Source organism: Streptomyces tremellae (genome assembly GCF_039540215.1).
Classification (GTDB): Bacteria; Actinomycetota; Actinomycetes; order Streptomycetales; family Streptomycetaceae; genus Streptomyces; species Streptomyces tremellae.
This window is the reverse complement of sequence record NZ_BAABEP010000010.1, coordinates 1-16,393: the sequence shown is the minus strand read 5'-3', so window position 1 is coordinate 16,393 and position 16,393 is coordinate 1. Positions and strand designations below refer to the sequence as shown.

Below are 16,393 nucleotides of genomic sequence, written 5' to 3'. Positions count from 1 at the left end.
GCGGTCTGCGGGCCCGGTCGGCTCGGCGGTCAACTGCTAGCGGTCGAAGTCGAGTTCGACCTCCGGGGTGGCCGCGTGCGACTGGCACGCCAGGACGTGGCCCGCGTCGGTCTCCTCGGGCTCCAGCGCGAAGTTGCGGTCCATCGTGACCTCGCCGGAGACCAGGAACGCCCTGCAGGTGCCGCAGACGCCGCCCCGGCACGCGTACGGCGCGTCCGCGCGGGCCCTGAGGACCGTTTCGAGCAGCGGCTCGCCGCCCCTGACCGGCCAGGTGCCCGAGCGGCCTGCCAGCGTCGCCGTGAGCGAGGAGCCCGCGACGGGGGCGGCGGGCGGGGGCGCGGGGGCCGTCGCCTCGTCCACGTAAAAGATCTCCTGGTGGATGCGGGAGCGGTCGACGCCGAGGTCGCGCAGCGCCCGGTCGGCGCCGGTGACCAGGCCGAGCGGCCCGCACAGGAACCAGCCGGCCACGTCGGCCACGGGCAGGATCGACGGCAGCAGCGCCGCGAGCCGGCGCCGGTCGAGGCGGCCGGCCGGCAGGCCCGCCCGCTGCTCCTCCCGCGAGACCACGGGAACCAGCTGGAACCGGTCGGGGTAGCGGTCCTTGAGGTCGGCGACCTCGTCGAGGAACATCGCGGACGCCACCGTACGGTCGCTGCGCACCAGGCAGAACCGCGCCTCGGGCTCCCGGGCGAGCAGCGTCGCCGCCATCGAGAGGACGGGGGTGATACCGCTGCCCCCGACGACCGCGGCGAAGCGCCCAGGCCGCGGCTCCAGCACGAACCGGCCCGCGGGCTCCATCACGTCGACCGTGTCCCCGGCCGCGAGCTCCTTGAAGGCGTACGGGGAGAACGCGCCGCCCTCCACGAGCCGCACCCCCACCCGCAGTGCGCCGCCCGCGGGCGCGCAGACCGAGTACGTACGCCTGACCTCCCGGCCGTCCGGATCCCGCCTGCGCAGGGCGACATGCTGGCCCGGCGCGTGCAGGAAGCGCTCGCGCAGCGCGGGCGGCACCTCGAAGGTGAGGGCCACCGCGTCGTCCGTGAGGCGTTCGACCGCGGCGACCCGGAGCGTATGGAACATCTACAACTCCTTGAAGTGATCGAACGGCTCCCCGCACGCCGAGCAGCGGCGCAGCGCCTTGCACGCGGTGGAGGAGAACCGGCTGAGCAGCTCGGTGGCCGTGGAGCCGCAGTGCGGGCAGCGGATGGCGAGGGAGAGCGGCACGGCCCCGCCACCCCCCTGCGGCCGCGGCGGCGCGATGCCCGCCTCGGCGAGCTTGCGCCTGCCCTCGTCGCTGATGTCCTCCGTGGACCAGGGCGGGGAGAGCACCGTGACCACCGCGACGTCCCGCTGGCCGTGCGCGCGCAGCGCCGCCTCGATGTCCTCGGACATCGTCTCGACGGCAGGGCAGCCGGTGTACGTCGGCGTCAGCTCGACCCGCACCGAGCGGTGGCCGCAGGGACCGTAGGAGACCCGCACGTCGCGCAGGACGCCGAGCTCCGCGAGGGAGACCACCGGGAGCTCTGGGTCGGGCACGGCGCCGGCGACGCGGCGCAGCTCGCGCTCCAGTGCCTCCTCGGCCCGGGTCGGGGTCACCATGACGCCCCCGGGTGGCTGCGGTGCAGGTGCTGCATCTCGGCGAGCATCCGGCTGAACGCCTCGGTGTGCAGGCCCTCGCGGCCCGCGCCCGCGGCCCAGCCGCCGGAGCGCGGTCCCTCGGGGAGCGGCAGGGTGGCGCGCTCCAGCACGTCCCGCACGGTCGCGAGCCACTCGGCCTCCAGGGCCGCGGGGTCCGCGTCCAGGCCCTCGACGGGCCGGAACAGCTCGCCGGTGAACCGCCACAGCGCGGCACACGCCCGCCGCATGCGCTCATGGCTCTCCTCGGTGCCGTCGCCGAGCCTGAGCGTCCACTGCCGCGCGTGGTCGAGGTGGTACTCGACCTCCTTGGCGGCCTTCGCGGCGAGCGGGGCGAACGGGCCATCAGCCACGGCCAGTTCGCGGTAGAGGGGGAGCTGGTATGCGGAGAAGTACAGCTGGCGGGCGATGGTGTGGGCGAAGTCGCCGTTGGGCTGCTCGACCAACTGGACGTTGCGGAAGGCGCGCTCCTGTCTGAGGTAGGCCAACTCGTCCTCGTCGCCGACCAGGGAGAGCAGCGACCTGGCCTGGCCGAGCAGGTCGAGCGCGATGTTGGCGAGGGCGACCTCCTCTTCGAGGACAGGGGCGCGGCCCGCCCACTCCCCCAGCCGGTGCGAGAGCACCAGCGCGTCGTCGCCCAGGGCGAGTGCGGCGCTCACAGGTGCTTCACCCCGTCCGGGATCTCGTAGAACGTCGGGTGGCGGTACGCCTTGTCGGCAGCCGGGTCGAAGAAGGGGTCGCGCTCGTCCGGCGAGGAGGCCGTGATCGCGGCGGACGGCACCACCCAGATCGACACGCCCTCGCCGCGGCGCGTGTACAGGTCCCGGGCGTTGCGCAAAGCGAACTCCGCGTCCGGGGCGTGCAGGCTGCCCGCATGGGTGTGGGACAGGCCACGCCTCGCCCGCACGAAGACCTCCCACAGGGGCCACTCGCCCTGCCCGCTCACGCCGCCACCGCCGTCGCGTCCGCCGCGGCAGGGGAGTGCTTCGCCGCGTACGCCGCGGCTGCCTCGCGCACCCAGGCGCCCTCCTCGTGGGCCGTCCTGCGGCGGGTGATCCGCTCCTCGTTGCACGGGCCGTTGCCCCTGAGGACCTGCTGGAACTCCGTCCAGTCGATCGGTCCGTGGTCGTAGCCCCCCTTCTCCTCGTTCCACCTGAGGCCGGGGTCGGGGAGCGTGAGGCCGAGCGCCTCGGCCTGCGGGACGCAGATGTCCACGAACCGCTGCCGCAGGTCGTCGTTGGAGAACCGCTTGATGCGCCAGGCCATCGACTGCGCGGAGTGGGCGGACTCGCCGTCCGGCGGGCCGAACATCATCAGCGAGGGCCACCACCAGCGGTCCACCGCGTCCTGCGCCATCGCGTGCTGCTCGGGGGTGCCCTTGCTGAGCGCCATCAGCAGCTCGAAACCCTGGCGCTGGTGGAAGGACTCCTCCTTGCAGACGCGGACCATGGCGCGCGCGTAGGGCCCGTAGGAGCAGCGGCACAGCGGCACCTGGTTGGTGATCGCGGCGCCGTCCACGAGCCAGCCGATCGCGCCGACGTCCGCCCAGGTCAGCGTGGGGTAGTTGAAGATCGACGAGTACTTCTGGCGCCCCGAGTGCAGCTTGTCGAGCAGCTCGTCCCTGCTGGTGCCGAGCGTCTCGGTGGCGCTGTAGAGATACAGGCCGTGGCCCACCTCGTCCTGGACCTTGGCCATCAGGATCGCCTTGCGCCGCAGGGAGGGCGCGCGGGTGATCCAGTTGGCCTCGGGCTGCATGCCGATGATCTCGGAGTGCGCGTGCTGCGCCATCTGGCGCACCAGCGTCGCGCGGTAGGCGTCCGGCATCCAGTCGCGCGGCTCGATGCGCTCCTCCGCCGCGACGGCGGCGTCGAAGGCCGCGAGCAGGGCGTCCTCACCGGGCCCGCCGGTCTCGCCGGTGGCACGCGCCGCGCCGGCCGTGCCGCCCGTACTGCTCGTGCCGCTCGTACTGCTCGCCACCGTCGCCATCCCGACTCCCTACCGACCGATCGTTCGGTTCCCGGACTTCAATGGTCGGTCGGCGGCCCGTAGGGTGTCAACCCTGTGGATAACTGGCTCGGCGCGGGGCGACGGATCGGGGCGGGATGAAGAGTTACGGGGACCCGGGGGGCCCGGGGGCCTGGGGGGACGAGGACGCCGCGGCCGGGCCGCGGCAGCCCGGCGCGCCGGGCGGTCCTGCCGCCACCGGGGCGCAGGGGCCGCAGGACGCGCCGGCGCCCGCCGGGGCGCCGCGGGGCCGGGGCGCGTCCCCCGCGGGGGAAGGACCCGGCACGCCCGTGCCGCCCCCCGGCGGCGCGCACGGCTCGCGGCGGACCGGGGCCGGCATCGCGGGACTGCCCCGCAGGTACCAGGTCGTGGCGGGCGTCGCGGCCGTCGCCGTGCTCGCCGTCGCCTGCACGCACCTGGCGATGGTCTTCTTCTACGTGGCCCCCGCCAACACGGTCTCCAAGGCGCACGCCCAGCTGATCAACCGCTGGGTGAACCCGGAGTTCGAGCAGAACTGGAAGCTGTTCGCGCCCAACCCGCTCCAGCAGAACATCCACGTCCAGGCACGCGTCGAGGTCGTAAACGCCTCAGGACGGCGCTCGGTCGGCGGCTGGCAGGACCTCTCGGCACAGGACGGAGCGGCGATCCTGCACAACCCGCTGCCGAGCCACACCCAGCAGAACGAGCTGCGCAGAGCCTGGGACTACGTCACCCAGACCCACGACGACAAGGGGCGGCCGATCGGCACCAGGGGCCGGCTCTCTGAGGCCTACCTGCGGCGGATCGTCGTGCTCCGCCTCGGCCGCGAGCACCTGACGGGCCGCGTGGCCCGCATCGAGGTCCGCTCGGCGACCACGGCGGTAGCGCCGCCGCCGTACGCCAAGGAGCGCGTCGACACCCGGACCTTCTACCGGACCTTCCCCTGGTGGGGCGTCGGCCCCTCGGACGTCCCCGACGGCGTCCCCGCGACGGTCGTCGCCGCTGGCCCGGTGGGGGCACCCCACGGCACGGGCACGGCGAGCGGCACGGAGGCGGCCGGGTGAGTACGGCGGAGCAGGGCCCCACGGCCGCGCCCCCGGCGCGCGGCACCGCGTACGCCGCCGTCGCGCGCGCCCTCCAGCGCGTCACCTCCACCTCCTTCGGCCCGTACCAGAGCGCGGTCATACGCATCGGCTTCGCGGGCACCTGGCTGGTCTTCCTGCTGCGTGAACTCCCGCACCGCGGCGAGCTGTACGGCCCCGGCGCGCCCTGGAGCTGGGACCTGGCGCGGCAGCTCATCGCGGGCAACAGCGCCTTCTCCGCGCTGATGTGGTCGGACAGCCGGGTCTGGTTCGAGACCGTCTACGCCGTCGCGGTCCTCTCCAGCCTGCTGCTGATGCTCGGCTGGCGGACCCGGACGCTCTCCGCGGTCTTCATGGTCGGCGTGCTCTCGCTCCAGAACCGCTCCGTCTTCCTCGGCGACGGCGGCGACAACGTCATCCACATCATGGCGATCTACCTGGTCTTCACCCGCTGCGGGCAGGTCTGGTCGCTGGACGCGCGGCGCGCGGCGCGTGCGGCGCGGGACGGCGGCTCCTGCGCCCGCCTCAAGGACCGCACGGGCCCGGTCCTGTGGGTGGTGCTCGGCGCGGTGCTCGCCGTGGGAGCGGCCACAGGACCCGGCCATGTGCAGCTGTGGACGCAGGCGCTGCTGTGGGGCGCCTGGGCCGTGCAGGGGCTGTGGTGGGCGGTGAACCGGTACGCGCCGGGCAGCCACGAGCGCAGCCTCCTCGACGTCCTCGCGCACCTCCTGCACAACGCGGCGCTGGTCGTGATCGCCGTGGAGGTCTGCTTCATCTACTCCACGGCGGGCTGGTACAAGATCCAGGGCACCCGGTGGGAGGACGGCACCGCGCTGTTCTACCCGCTCAAGCTGGACTACTTCACCCCGTGGCCCTGGCTGTCCGGGGTGCTCGCCGCGAGCAGCCTCTTCGTCCTGGTCTTCACCTACGGCACGGTGATGGTGCAGGTCGCCTTCCCCTTCACGCTGTTCAACCGGCGGGTCAAGAACGTCCTGCTGGTGGGGATGATGCTGGAGCACGCCGGAATCGCCGTGCTGCTCGGTCTGCCGTTCTTCTCCCTGGCGATGATCACCGCGGACGCGGTCTTCCTGCCGACCGGCTTCCTCCTGTGGCTCGGAGCCCGGATCGCGGCGGGCCGCGCCCGACTGCGCGGGCGCGGGGGCGGCGGCCTGCCCGGCCAGCGGCACGAGGCCGGTGACCAGCCCCGTACCCTCGTCGGATGAGCAGCGAGAGACCGCCGGCGGCGCCCGCCCCGCACGACGATCCCCCTCCGGGCGCGGCCGGCGAGCCGCTCCAGTACGACGAGGGCTTCGCGCCCGTGGTCGGGGTGGGGCCGCACCCCGAGCCCTGGCCGCGCGGCGAGCGCTACGACCCCGAGCTGCTGGCCCACGGCGACCGGCGCAACGTCGCCGACCGGTACCGCTACTGGCGCCGGGAGGCCATCGTCGCCGAGCTCGACACGCGCCGTCACGCCTTCCACGTGGCGGTGGAGAACTGGGGCCACGACTTCAACATCGGCTCCGTCGTGCGGACCGCCAACGCCTTCCTGGCGCGGGAGGTGCACATCGTCGGCCGGCGCAGGTGGAACCGGCGCGGCGCCATGGTGACCGACCGCTACCAGCATGTCCGCCACCACCCGGACACGGCGGCCCTGACGGCCTGGGCGGCGGCCGAGCGGCTGCCCGTCATCGGCATCGACAACCTGCCGGGCGCCGTGCCGCTGGAGCGCACCGAACTGCCGCGCCGCTGCGTGCTCCTCTTCGGGCAGGAGGGCCCCGGGCTCACCGAGGAGGCCCGCGAGCACGCCCTGATGGTCTGCTCGATCGCGCAGTTCGGCTCGACGCGCTCGATCAACGCGGGGGCCGCCGCGGCGATCGCCATGCACGCCTGGGTGCAGCGCCACGCGGAGATCCCGGCGGCCCCGCCGCCCCGCTGACGCCCGGGGCGGCCGGAGCGGGGCGGCCCCGGCGGCCCGGCGCCGGCTCAGGCCGGGCGGCGCACCTCCACCGTGCGGAATCGGTTGGCCACGAACGCCGCGTCGCACAGCGCCGCGTTGGCCGCGGGGTTGCCGCCCGAGCCGTGGAAGTCGGAGAACGCGGCCGTCTGGTTCACGAACACGCCACCGGTCAGATTGAGCGACAGCTGCGCCGCCTCGTCGAGGCAGACCTCCTCGACGGCCGCCTCGACCTCGGGGGAGGTCGTGTACGCGCCGACCGTCATGGCGCCCCGCTCGCGGACCGTGCGCCGCAGCAGCTCCAGCGCGTCGGCGGTCGAGGCGACGGCGACCGCGAAGGAGACAGGACCGAAGCACTCGGCCAGATAGGGCGCACCGGACCCGGCCCCGCCGTCCGCCTTCACGATCAGCGGCGTGCGCACCACCGCGTCGGGCCACTCCGGACTGCGCACCTCGCGGGAGGCGAGCGCGACCTCGCCCAGCTCGGCCGCGGCCTCCAGGCGGGCCTTCACGTCCGGATTGACCAGCGCGCCGAGCAGCGCGCTCGCCCGCGCGTCGTCGCCGAGCAGCGTGTCCACCGAGGCCGCGAGGTCCGCCACGACCTCGTCGTACGTCCGGGGGCCCGCGTCCGTGGCGATGCCGTCGCGGGGGATGAGCAGGTTCTGCGGGGTGGTGCACATCTGGCCGCTGTAGAGGGAGAGCGAGAAGGCCAGATTGCCGAGCATGCCGCGGTAGTCGCCGGTCGAGTCGATCACGACGGTGTTCACGCCGGCCTTCTCCGTGTAGACCTGCGCCTGCCGGGCGTGCGTCTCCAGCCAGTCGCCGAACGCCGTCGAGCCCGTGTAGTCGACGATCCGTACCTCGGGGCGGACCGCCAGGTCCTTGGCGAGGCCCTCGCCCGGCCGCTCCACCGCGAGCGCCACCAGATTCGGGTCGAAGCCGGTCTCCGCGAGGACCTCGCGGGCGATCCGCACCGTCAGCGCGAGCGGAAGCACCGCGCGCGGGTGCGGCTTGACCAGCACAGGATTGCCGGTGGCCAGCGAGGCGAACAGGCCCGGATAGCCGTTCCACGTGGGGAAGGTGTTGCACCCGACGAGCAGCGAGACGCCGCGCGGCACCGCCGTGAACGTCTTGCGCATCTCCAGCGGGTCGCGCCTGCCCTGCGGCTTCGACCAGTCGGCGCGCTCCGGCACCCGGGTCTGCTCCGCGTACGCGTAGGCCACCGCTTCGAGGCCGCGGTCCTGCGCGTTGGCCCCGCCCGCCTGGAGCGCCATCACGAACGCCTGCCCGCTGGTGTGCATCACCGCGTGGGCGAACTCGTGGGTGCGCGCGGAGATCCGCGCCAGGATCTCCAGGCAGACCAGCGCCCTGGCCTCGGGGCCCGCCGCGCGCCAGGCCCCCATCCCCGCGCGCAGGGCCGGCAGCAGCACCTCGATGTCCGCGTGCGGGTACTCGATGCCGAGCGCGGGGCCGTACGGCGAGGTCTCCGCGCCCGTCCAGCCGTCGGTGCCCGGCTGGTCGAGCTCGAAGCGTCCACCGCGCAGCGCCTCGAAGGCCGCGAGCCCTTCCGCGGGCGCCGTCTCCCCGTACGCCTTGGGGTGTTCGGGGTGGGGCGACCAGTAGGCGCGGGTGCGGATCGCGTCGAGCGCCTGGTCGAGCGTGGCCCTGCGGGTCTCGGCCAGCTTCTGGAGGCTGAGCTGCGCGGTCATAGGTGGGGACCAACTCCTCGTCGAGCCGGGGCGGGCGGGCGGTCCGCGCGGAGCCCGGGACACGTGTGCGCGGACAGGGTTACAGTAACCGAACGATCGGTCGGTTCAACAGGGCCGGACGGGTCTGTGGAAAACCACGAGGGAGGATGGCGTCCATGGCAGCACTCGCGTTCAGCAGCCCCGTCGCGGTCGTCGGCACCGGCACCATGGGCCGGGGCATCGCCCAGGTCGCCCTGGTCGCGGGGCACCCCGTACGCCTCCACGACGCGGTGCAGGGGCGCGCACGCGAGGCGGCGGACGACGTGGCGGCGCGGCTCGCCAGGCTGGTCGAGAAGGGGCGGCTCGGCGAGCGGGAGTCGGCGGCCGCGCTGGACCGGCTCACGGCCGTGGACGACCTCGCGGAGCTGGCCGGCTGCGGGCTGGTCGTGGAGGCCGTGGCGGAGGACGCGGCGGCCAAGCGCGAACTGTTCACCGCCGTGGAGAAGGCCGTCGCGGACGACTGCCTTCTCGCCACCAACACCTCCTCACTCTCCGTCACGGAGATCGCCGCCGCGCTGCGGCTGCCGGGACGCTTCGTGGGGCTGCACTTCTTCAACCCGGCGCCGCTGCTCCCGCTGGTCGAGGTCGTCAGCGGCTTCGCCACGGACCGGGAGGCCGCGGACCTGGCGTACGGGACGGCGCGCGCCTGGGGCAAGACGCCGGTGCGCTGCGCCGACACCCCGGGCTTCGTCGTCAACCGGATCGCCCGCCCCTTCTACGCCGAGGCGCTGCGCGTGTACGAGGAGCGCGCGGCGGACCCCGCGACGCTCGACGCGGTGCTGCGCGAGTGCGGCGGCTTCCGCATGGGTCCGTTCGAGCTGACCGACCTGATCGGCCAGGACGTCAACGAGGCGGTGACCCGCTCCGTCTGGGACGCCTTCCACGGCGACCCGCGGTTCACGCCGTCGCTCGCCCAGCGCAGACTGGTGCAGTCGGGTCGCCTCGGCCGCAAGTCCGGGCACGGCTGGTACCCGTACGGCCCCGGCGCGGTGCGGCCGGAGCCCCGCACCGAGGAGCCCTGCGGGGCGCCCGCCGAGATCACCGTCGTCGGCGGCCTCGGGCCCGCGTCCGCCCTGCCGGAGCTGTTCGGCGAAGCGGGCGTCGCGGTCCGCGCGGAGCCGGGGGACGAGGGGTCAGGTCCGGGCTTCGTCGCGCTGCCCGGCGGCGCGCGGCTGCTGCTCACGGACGGGCGGCCCTCGGAGGCGCGCGGCGTCCCGAGCGTCGCGTTCGACCTGGCCCTCGACTACCGGACCTGCGCGCGCGTCGCGCTCGCCCCGTCCGCCGACGCGCACGACACGGACGTGCGCGCCGCCGTGGGCCTCTTCCAGCTGGCCGGCAAGAAGGTCAGCGTCATCGGCGACGTCCCCGGAATGGTCGTCGCGCGCACGGTCGCGCTCCTCGCCGACCTCGCATTCGACGCCGCGGCGCGCGGCGTCGCCACCCAGGAGGACATCGACACCGCCATGAAACTCGGCGTGAACTACCCGGCGGGCCCCAACGAATGGGCGCGCGCGGTCGGCCCCGGCTGGATCCTCGGGGTCCTCGGAGGACTGGAGGCCGCGTATCCGGGCGGGCGCTACGCGCCCTCACGCGCCCTGGCGCGGGCCGCGGCCGCGGAGGCCCGCCGATGAGCACGCCGAGGCGCGGCACGTACACGCCGGAGACACTGCTGTCCGTCGCCGTCGCCGTCTTCAACGAGCGCGGCTACGACGGCACCTCGATGGAGCACCTCTCCAAGGCGGCGGGCATCTCGAAGTCGTCCATCTACCACCACGTCGTCGGCAAGGAGGAGCTGCTGCGGCGGGCCGTGAGCCGGGCGCTCGACGGGCTGTTCGGCATCCTCGACGAGGAGGCCGCGGGCCGCGGCAGCGCGCTGGCGCGTGTCGAGTACGTGACGCGGCGCATGGTCGAGGTGCTGACCGCCGAGCTGCCCTACGTGACGCTGCTGCTGCGGGTGCGGGGCAACACCAGGACCGAGCGGTGGGCGATGGAGCGGCGGCGCGCGTTCGACCAGCGGGTCGCCGAGCTGCTGAAGGCGGCCGTCGCCGACGGCGACCTGCGGGCGGACGTGGACACCCGGCTCGCGACCCGGCTGGTGTTCGGCATGGTCAACTCGCTGGTCGAGTGGTACCGCCCGCAGGCCGGCGGCTACGACCGCGACCAGGTGGCCGACACCGTCGTACGCCTCGCCTTCGACGGGCTGCGGGCGCGGGGCTGAGGGGCGCGCCCGGCCGGAGGGCGGGCACGGCGGGGGCCGGGGCCGCGCGGCCCGTCACTCCGGCAGCGGCGCCCCCGGGCTCAGGTCGGTCTCCTCGAAGACCAGCAGGGTACGGGTGGAGAGCACCTCGGGGATGGCCTGGAGGCGGGTGAGCACCAGCTCGCGCAGCGTCCTGTTGTCGGGCGTGTGGACCAGCAGCAGCACGTCGAAGTCGCCGCCGACGAGGGCGATGTGCGCCGCGCCAGGCAGCTCCTCCAGCTGCCCGCGCACGGTGCGCCAGGAGTTCTGCACGATCTTCAGGGTGATGTACGCGGACGTCCCCTGCCCGGCCCGCTCGTGGTCGACGCTCGCCGTGAAGCCGCGGATCACGCCGTCCTCGACGAGCCGGTTGATCCGCGCGTACGCGTTGGCGCGCGAGACGTGCACCCGCTCGGCCACGGAGCGCACCGACGTGCGGCCGTCCGCCTGGAGGATGCGCAGGATCGCGCGGTCCACCGGGTCGAGCGGGCGGGCCGCCGCGGCGCGCCGCACGGCGCCCTCGCCCGGATCCTCGGCCATTTGTTCAGTCCCCCTGTCTTCCCGCCTCGGCGCCGTGGACGGCCTGCGTCCATCACAGGCCCTGCCGAACCGTTTGTCCACAGGATGGTGGCCCGTGTAGCCAAAATGCCCCGGCGACCGAACAATCGGTAGGTGAGGGCCGTCACACACTGTCGGCTCCGCAGCCCGCTGCCACGAGCCGTGCGGGCACCGCCGCAGGAGGCATGAGGAGGGGCACGCGTGAAGAAGAGCAGTACGCCGGTCAGGGACCCCGCGGCGCGCACCGCGCCCTCGGACACCGCCGCACGCGGCTCCGCCGGGCTGCCCGCCGCCCCCGCCTGGCGGGTGCGCACGGACCCCGCGCCCCTGCTGCCCGACGAGCGGCCGCTGCGCGTGCTCGGCACCCCCGCGGAGGCGGCCGCCGACCCCGCGCTGCTGCTGCGCCTCTACGACGGCCTGGTGCGCGGCCGCAGGTTCAACACACAGGCCACGGCGCTCACCCGGCAGGGCAGGCTCGCCGTCTACCCGTCGAGCACGGGCCAGGAGGCGTGCCAGGTCGCCGCGGCCGCCGTGCTCGCCGAGCGCGACTGGCTGTTCCCCAGCTACCGCGACACGCTGGCCGTGGTCGCCCGGGGCGTGGACCCGGTGGAGGCGCTGACGCTGCTGCGCGGTGACCGCCACACCGGCTACGACCCGCACCGCTACCGCGTGGCCCCGCTGTCCACCCCGCTCGCGACCCAGCTCCCTCACGCGGTCGGGCTCGCGCACGCGGCCCGCCTCAAGGGCGACGACGTGGTGGCGCTCGCCCTGGTCGGCGACGGCGGGACCAGCGAGGGCGACTTCCACGAGGCCATGAACTTCGCCGCGGTCTGGCAGGCGCCCGCCGTCTTCCTCGTGCAGAACAACGGCTTCGCGATCTCCGTGCCACTCGCCAAGCAGAGCGCCGCGCCGACCCTCGCGCACAAGGCGGTCGGCTACGGGATGCCGGGCCGCCTGGTCGACGGCAACGACGTCGCGGCCGTGCACACGGTGCTCGCCGAGGCCGTCGACCGGGCCCGCGGCGGTGGCGGGCCGACGCTCGTGGAGGCCGTGACGTACCGGGTCGAGGCCCATACGAACGCCGACGACGCGACGCGCTACCGCGCGGACGACGAGGTCGCCGCCTGGCGCGCCTACGACCCGGTGCGGCTGCTCGAAGCCGCCCTGCGCGCCCGCGGCCTGCTCGACGACGCGGCGGCCGAGCGCGTCGCACGCGGCGCGGAGGAACTCGCGGCCGGGCTGCGCGACCGGATGAACGCGGAGCCCGCGCTCGACCCGATGGACCTGTTCGGCCAGGTGTACGCGGAGCGCACCACCCAGCTCGCCGAGCAGGCCGAGCGGCTGCGCGCCGAGCTGGACGCGGCGGCCGAGGCCGGCTCGCAGGAGCCGGAGGGGGCCCGATGACCACGGTCGCGGCCAAACCCGCCACCATGGCGCAGGCCCTCAAGCGGGCGCTGCGGGACGCGATGGCCGAGGACCCCGCGGTCCATGTGCTCGGCGAGGACGTCGGCACCCTCGGCGGGGTCTTCCGGGTCACGGACGGCCTCGCGGAGGAGTTCGGCGACGACCGGTGCACCGACACCCCGCTCGCCGAGGCGGGCATCCTCGGCACGGCGGTCGGCATGGCCATGTACGGGCTGCGGCCGGTCGTCGAGATGCAGTTCGACGCCTTCGCGTACCCGTCGTTCGAGCAGCTCGTGAGCCATGTCGCCAAGATGCGCAACCGCACGGGCGGCGCGGTGCCGATGCCGCTGACGGTGCGTATCCCCTACGGCGGCGGCATCGGCGGCGTCGAGCACCACAGCGACTCCTCCGAGGCGTACTACATGGCGACCCCCGGACTGCACGTGGTCACGCCCGCGACGGTCGGGGACGCCTACGGCCTGCTGCGCGCGGCCATCGCCTCCGACGACCCCGTCGTCTTCCTCGAACCGAAGCGGCTCTACTGGTCGAAGGCGCCCTGGTCGCCCGAGGCGCCGCCGGCCGTGGAGCCGATCGGCCGGGCCGTCGTGCGGCGCCCCGGCACGAGCGCCACGCTGATCACCTACGGGCCGAGCCTGCCGGTGTGCCTCGACGCGGCGGAGGCCGCGCGCGAGGAGGGCTGGGACCTGGAGGTGGTCGACCTCAGGTCGCTGGTGCCGTTCGACGACGAGACGGTGGCGCGGTCGGTGCGGCGCACGGGCCGCGCGGTGGTCGTGCACGAGGCGGTCGGCTTCGGCGGCCCCGGCGGCGAGATCGCCGCACGGATCACCGAGCGCTGCTTCCACCACCTGGAGGCGCCGGTGCTGCGGGTGGCGGGATTCGACATCCCCTATCCGCCGCCGATGCTGGAGAGGCACCATCTTCCTGGAGTGGACCGGGTACTGGACGCGGTCGCGCGGCTCCAGTGGGAGGCGGAGAGCCGATGAGCCAGGTACGGGAGTTCAGGCTGCCCGACCTCGGCGAGGGACTGACCGAGGCGGAGATCGTGGGCTGGCTCGTCGCAGTGGGCGACGTGGTCGCCGTGGACCAGCCGGTGGTGGAGGTCGAGACCGCGAAGGCGCGGGTGGAGGTGCCCTGCCCGTACGGCGGGGTGGTGACGGCCCGCTTCGGCGAGGAGGGCACGGAACTCCCGGTCGGCGCGCCGCTGATGACGGTCGCGGTCGGCGCTCCCGCCGCCCCTGGGGGCCCGGACGGCGCACCCCCCGCGACGGCGGAGGCGGACACCGCGTCGGGCAACGTGCTGGTCGGATACGGCACGGCGCCGCCCGCCACCCGCCGCCGCAGGGTCGGCCCGCGGGGCCTCCTGAACGGCGCGGGCGGCGCGGACGGCGTGGGGCCGGGGGCGTGGTCCGGGCAGCGCCCGGACCCCGAACGGCACGACGCCTTCGGCCGGAACGGTCGGCCGGGGCCCGGGAACGGCGCGGGACCCGACGCGTACGGCGGCGCCGGGCGGGGCGCGGTGCCGGACGGGCGCGGTGCCGGTTCTGGCGGGCGCGGTCCCGAGGCGGACGGGCACGGGCCCGGTGCGGATACGGCGGGGCAGGGCGGCTCCGGTACGGGCATGGACGGGCGGCGTCCGGGCTCAGGCCGGTACGGCTCCGGGCCGGACGGGCGCGGTGCCGGTTCGCGCGGTGCCGGTGTGGTGGTGGACGGGCGCGGTGCCGGGCCGGGGCACGGGGCGCGGGCGGGCGCGGACGTGGGGCCTGTGCCCGTCGTGTCGCCGCTCGTGCGGCGGCTCGCCCGGCAGCACGGGCTCGACCTGCGGCAGCTCGACGGCTCGGGCCGCGAGGGGCTGATACTCCGCGTCGACGTGGAGCGCGCGATCGAGCAGGGAGCGGCGGGGTCCGCCACGGACGGGTCCGCCGCGGCGGCCGGGGGCGCGCGTGAGGGGGCCGCGGCGGTACCCGAAGGTGCCGTGCGCGTGCCGCTTCGGGGTGTGCGGGGCGCGGTCGCGGAGAAGCTGGCCCGCAGCAGGCGCGAGATCCCCGAGGCCACCTGCTGGGTCGACGCGGACGCCACAGAACTCCTCGCGGCCCGCGCCGCGATGAACGCGGCGGGCGGCCGGAAGATCTCCGTCCTCGCGCTGCTCGCCCGGATCTGCACGGCCGCGCTTGACCGCTTCCCCGAGCTGAACGCCACGGTCGACCAGGCGGCCAGGGAGATCGTCCGACTGCCCGCGGTCCACCTCGGCTTCGCCGCGCAGACCGACCGGGGCCTCGTCGTGCCCGTCGTACGGGACGCGCAGGCGCGCACCGCCGAGTCGCTCACGGAGGAGTTCGCCCGCCTCACCGCCCTGGCGAGGGAGGGCGCGCTGACGCCGGGGGACCTCACGGGCGGGACGTTCACGCTCAACAACTACGGCGTGTTCGGCGTGGACGGCTCCACCCCGATCATCAACCACCCCGAGGCCGCCATGCTGGGCGTCGGCCGGATCGCGCCCAAGCCGTGGGTGCACCAGGGCGAGCTCGCGGTACGCCAGGTCGTCCAGCTCTCCCTGACGTTCGACCACCGGGTCTGCGACGGGGGTGTCGCGGGCGGCTTCCTGCGCTATGTGGCGGACTGCGTGGAGCGGCCCGCCGTGCTGCTGCGCACGCTCTGACGCGGCGCGGCCCGCCCGCCACCCGGGCGGCGGAGCGCCCACCCGGCGTGCGCGGAGCGGCCGGCCACGGACGATACTTCAGCCATGGAAGCCGCGAGCCACTCCCCGGACGCCCGCGCGGCGCAGCCGGCGCCCGGCTACGACGCCGTGGTGCTCGCGGGCGGCGCGGCCAGGCGCCTCGGCGGCGCCGACAAGCCGGGCGTGCGCGTCGGCGGCCGCACCCTCCTCGACCGGGTGCTCGCGGCCTGCGCGGGCGCCGGGCGCACGGTCGTCGTGGGCGGCAGGCGGCCCACCGCGCGGCCGGTCCTGTGGGCGCGGGAGCAGCCGCCGGGCGGCGGGCCCGTGGCCGCGCTCGGCGCCGGCATCCGCGAGGTGGCCGCGGACACGGCCGTGGTGCTCTCCGCCGACCTGCCGTTCCTCGACACCGGGACCGTGCGCCGCCTGCGGGAGGCGCTTGCGGCGGACCCGGCGGAGGCCGCGCTCCTCGTCGACGCGGACGGCCGCGACCAGCCGCTGGTCGCGGCCTACCGCACCGAGCCGCTGCGCCGGGGCCTCGGCCTGCTCGCCGCCGAGTACGGCGGCCTCGCGGGCCTGCCGCTGCGGCTGCTCGCGCGCGAACTCGACCTTGTCCGGGTCGATGCCGGTCCCCTCGCCGCCTTCGACTGCGACACCTGGGACGACATCTCCACAGCCCGGACGCGGATCAGGGAGCATGGGACCGTGCTGGACGAATGGATCACCGCAGTCAAGGACGAGCTCGGCATCGAGCTGGACGTCGACACCACACTGCTCCTCGACCTGGCGAGCGACGCCGCGCACGGCGTCGCTCGTCCGGCCGCCCCACTGACGACCTTCCTGGTCGGCTACGCGGCGGCCCGCGCCGCGGGCCGGGGCGAGCAGGCGGTCGCCGAGGCGGCGGCCAAGGCGTCGGCGCTCGCCCGCCGTTGGGAAGAAGAGGAGGCGGGCGGCCCCGGGCCGGACGCCGGATGACCACGCGGAACAGGGAGGCCGAGGGCGCTCGCGGCGCCCGCGGCGGCGAGGGCCGCCCCGGCGGCACGGGCCGCGCCACACGCCCGGACGGGTCCGACCCGGGCGGCGGGCCCGGGGGCTCGGGCC

At 75.2% G+C, this 16,393-nt stretch carries 16 protein-coding genes; 9 read left to right on the top strand and 7 right to left on the bottom strand.

Features of this window, described 5'->3' with window-relative positions:
- Positions 1-36: 36 nt before the first annotated feature.
- The 5 genes from ABEA77_RS10210 to paaA are packed head-to-tail and all read right to left on the bottom strand — an operon-like array spanning position 37 to position 3,621.
- Positions 37-1,080 (bottom strand): 2Fe-2S iron-sulfur cluster-binding protein, encoded by a 1,044-nt coding sequence (locus ABEA77_RS10210; RefSeq protein ID WP_345644267.1) that lies wholly within the window; start codon positions 1,078-1,080, stop codon positions 37-39.
- Positions 1,081-1,599 carry a 1,2-phenylacetyl-CoA epoxidase subunit PaaD gene (paaD, locus tag ABEA77_RS10205; protein ID WP_345644264.1) on the bottom strand — a complete coding sequence of 173 codons (519 nt, stop codon included), beginning with the start codon at positions 1,597-1,599 and terminating at the stop codon, positions 1,081-1,083.
- Positions 1,593-2,294 carry a 1,2-phenylacetyl-CoA epoxidase subunit PaaC gene (paaC, locus tag ABEA77_RS10200; RefSeq protein WP_345644261.1) on the bottom strand — a complete coding sequence of 234 codons (702 nt, stop codon included), beginning with the start codon at positions 2,292-2,294 and terminating at the stop codon, positions 1,593-1,595. Before paaC ends, paaD begins: the two co-directional genes overlap by 7 nt.
- A complete protein-coding gene (paaB, locus tag ABEA77_RS10195; RefSeq protein ID WP_345644258.1) occupies positions 2,291-2,581 on the bottom strand; it encodes a 1,2-phenylacetyl-CoA epoxidase subunit PaaB in 291 nt (96 codons plus the stop codon). The genes paaC and paaB overlap by 4 nt, the downstream gene beginning before the upstream one ends.
- The gene (paaA, locus tag ABEA77_RS10190) at positions 2,578-3,621 is read right to left on the bottom strand and encodes a 1,2-phenylacetyl-CoA epoxidase subunit PaaA (RefSeq protein WP_345644257.1); all 1,044 of its coding nucleotides are present in this window, start codon (positions 3,619-3,621) and stop codon (positions 2,578-2,580) included. The genes paaB and paaA overlap by 4 nt, the downstream gene beginning before the upstream one ends.
- 308 nt (positions 3,622-3,929) lie before the next feature.
- Between paaA and ABEA77_RS10185 the strand changes: the two genes are divergently transcribed.
- Genes ABEA77_RS10185 through ABEA77_RS10175 form a run of 3 tightly spaced genes read left to right on the top strand, consistent with a single transcriptional unit; the run spans position 3,930 to position 6,636 of the window.
- Positions 3,930-4,682, top strand: coding sequence for a DUF5819 family protein (locus ABEA77_RS10185; protein ID WP_345644255.1), 753 nt, complete (start codon positions 3,930-3,932; stop codon positions 4,680-4,682).
- Entirely contained in the window at positions 4,679-5,923 is a 1,245-nt protein-coding gene (locus ABEA77_RS10180; protein ID WP_345644253.1) for an HTTM domain-containing protein, read from the top strand. The genes ABEA77_RS10185 and ABEA77_RS10180 overlap by 4 nt, the downstream gene beginning before the upstream one ends.
- Positions 5,920-6,636 carry a TrmH family RNA methyltransferase gene (locus ABEA77_RS10175; RefSeq protein ID WP_345644251.1) on the top strand — a complete coding sequence of 239 codons (717 nt, stop codon included), beginning with the start codon at positions 5,920-5,922 and terminating at the stop codon, positions 6,634-6,636. The genes ABEA77_RS10180 and ABEA77_RS10175 overlap by 4 nt, the downstream gene beginning before the upstream one ends.
- Before the next feature lie 47 nt (positions 6,637-6,683).
- Here the strand turns inward: ABEA77_RS10175 and paaN are convergent, their stop codons facing one another.
- Positions 6,684-8,363 (bottom strand): phenylacetic acid degradation protein PaaN, encoded by a 1,680-nt coding sequence (gene paaN / locus ABEA77_RS10170; RefSeq protein ID WP_345644248.1) that lies wholly within the window; start codon positions 8,361-8,363, stop codon positions 6,684-6,686.
- A 155-nt stretch (positions 8,364-8,518) separates the two neighbouring features.
- Here paaN and ABEA77_RS10165 point away from each other — a divergent pair, with 155 nt between their 5' ends.
- Both ABEA77_RS10165 and ABEA77_RS10160 read left to right on the top strand, forming a co-directional pair.
- On the top strand, positions 8,519-10,033 hold the full coding sequence (locus tag ABEA77_RS10165; protein ID WP_345644245.1) for a 3-hydroxyacyl-CoA dehydrogenase: 1,515 nt from the start codon (positions 8,519-8,521) through the stop codon (positions 10,031-10,033).
- Positions 10,030-10,620, top strand: coding sequence for a TetR/AcrR family transcriptional regulator (locus ABEA77_RS10160; RefSeq protein WP_345644243.1), 591 nt, complete (start codon positions 10,030-10,032; stop codon positions 10,618-10,620). Before ABEA77_RS10165 ends, ABEA77_RS10160 begins: the two co-directional genes overlap by 4 nt.
- A gap of 54 nt (positions 10,621-10,674) precedes the next feature.
- On the opposite strand, the gene ABEA77_RS10155 is transcribed toward ABEA77_RS10160, so the two are convergent.
- Entirely contained in the window at positions 10,675-11,178 is a 504-nt protein-coding gene (locus tag ABEA77_RS10155; protein WP_345644241.1) for an Lrp/AsnC family transcriptional regulator, read from the bottom strand.
- Positions 11,179-11,478: 300 nt separating this feature from the next.
- Between ABEA77_RS10155 and pdhA the strand changes: the two genes are divergently transcribed.
- From pdhA to ABEA77_RS10135, 4 genes are all read left to right on the top strand, one after another.
- The gene (pdhA, locus tag ABEA77_RS10150; protein ID WP_345644585.1) at positions 11,479-12,600 is read left to right on the top strand and encodes a pyruvate dehydrogenase (acetyl-transferring) E1 component subunit alpha; all 1,122 of its coding nucleotides are present in this window, start codon (positions 11,479-11,481) and stop codon (positions 12,598-12,600) included.
- On the top strand, positions 12,597-13,604 hold the full coding sequence (locus tag ABEA77_RS10145; protein WP_345644238.1) for an alpha-ketoacid dehydrogenase subunit beta: 1,008 nt from the start codon (positions 12,597-12,599) through the stop codon (positions 13,602-13,604). The genes pdhA and ABEA77_RS10145 overlap by 4 nt, the downstream gene beginning before the upstream one ends.
- The gene (locus ABEA77_RS10140; protein ID WP_345644235.1) at positions 13,601-15,277 is read left to right on the top strand and encodes a dihydrolipoamide acetyltransferase family protein; all 1,677 of its coding nucleotides are present in this window, start codon (positions 13,601-13,603) and stop codon (positions 15,275-15,277) included. Before ABEA77_RS10145 ends, ABEA77_RS10140 begins: the two co-directional genes overlap by 4 nt.
- 84 nt (positions 15,278-15,361) lie before the next feature.
- Positions 15,362-16,267 (top strand): NTP transferase domain-containing protein, encoded by a 906-nt coding sequence (locus tag ABEA77_RS10135; protein WP_345644232.1) that lies wholly within the window; start codon positions 15,362-15,364, stop codon positions 16,265-16,267.
- Positions 16,268-16,393: the final 126 nt, after the last annotated feature.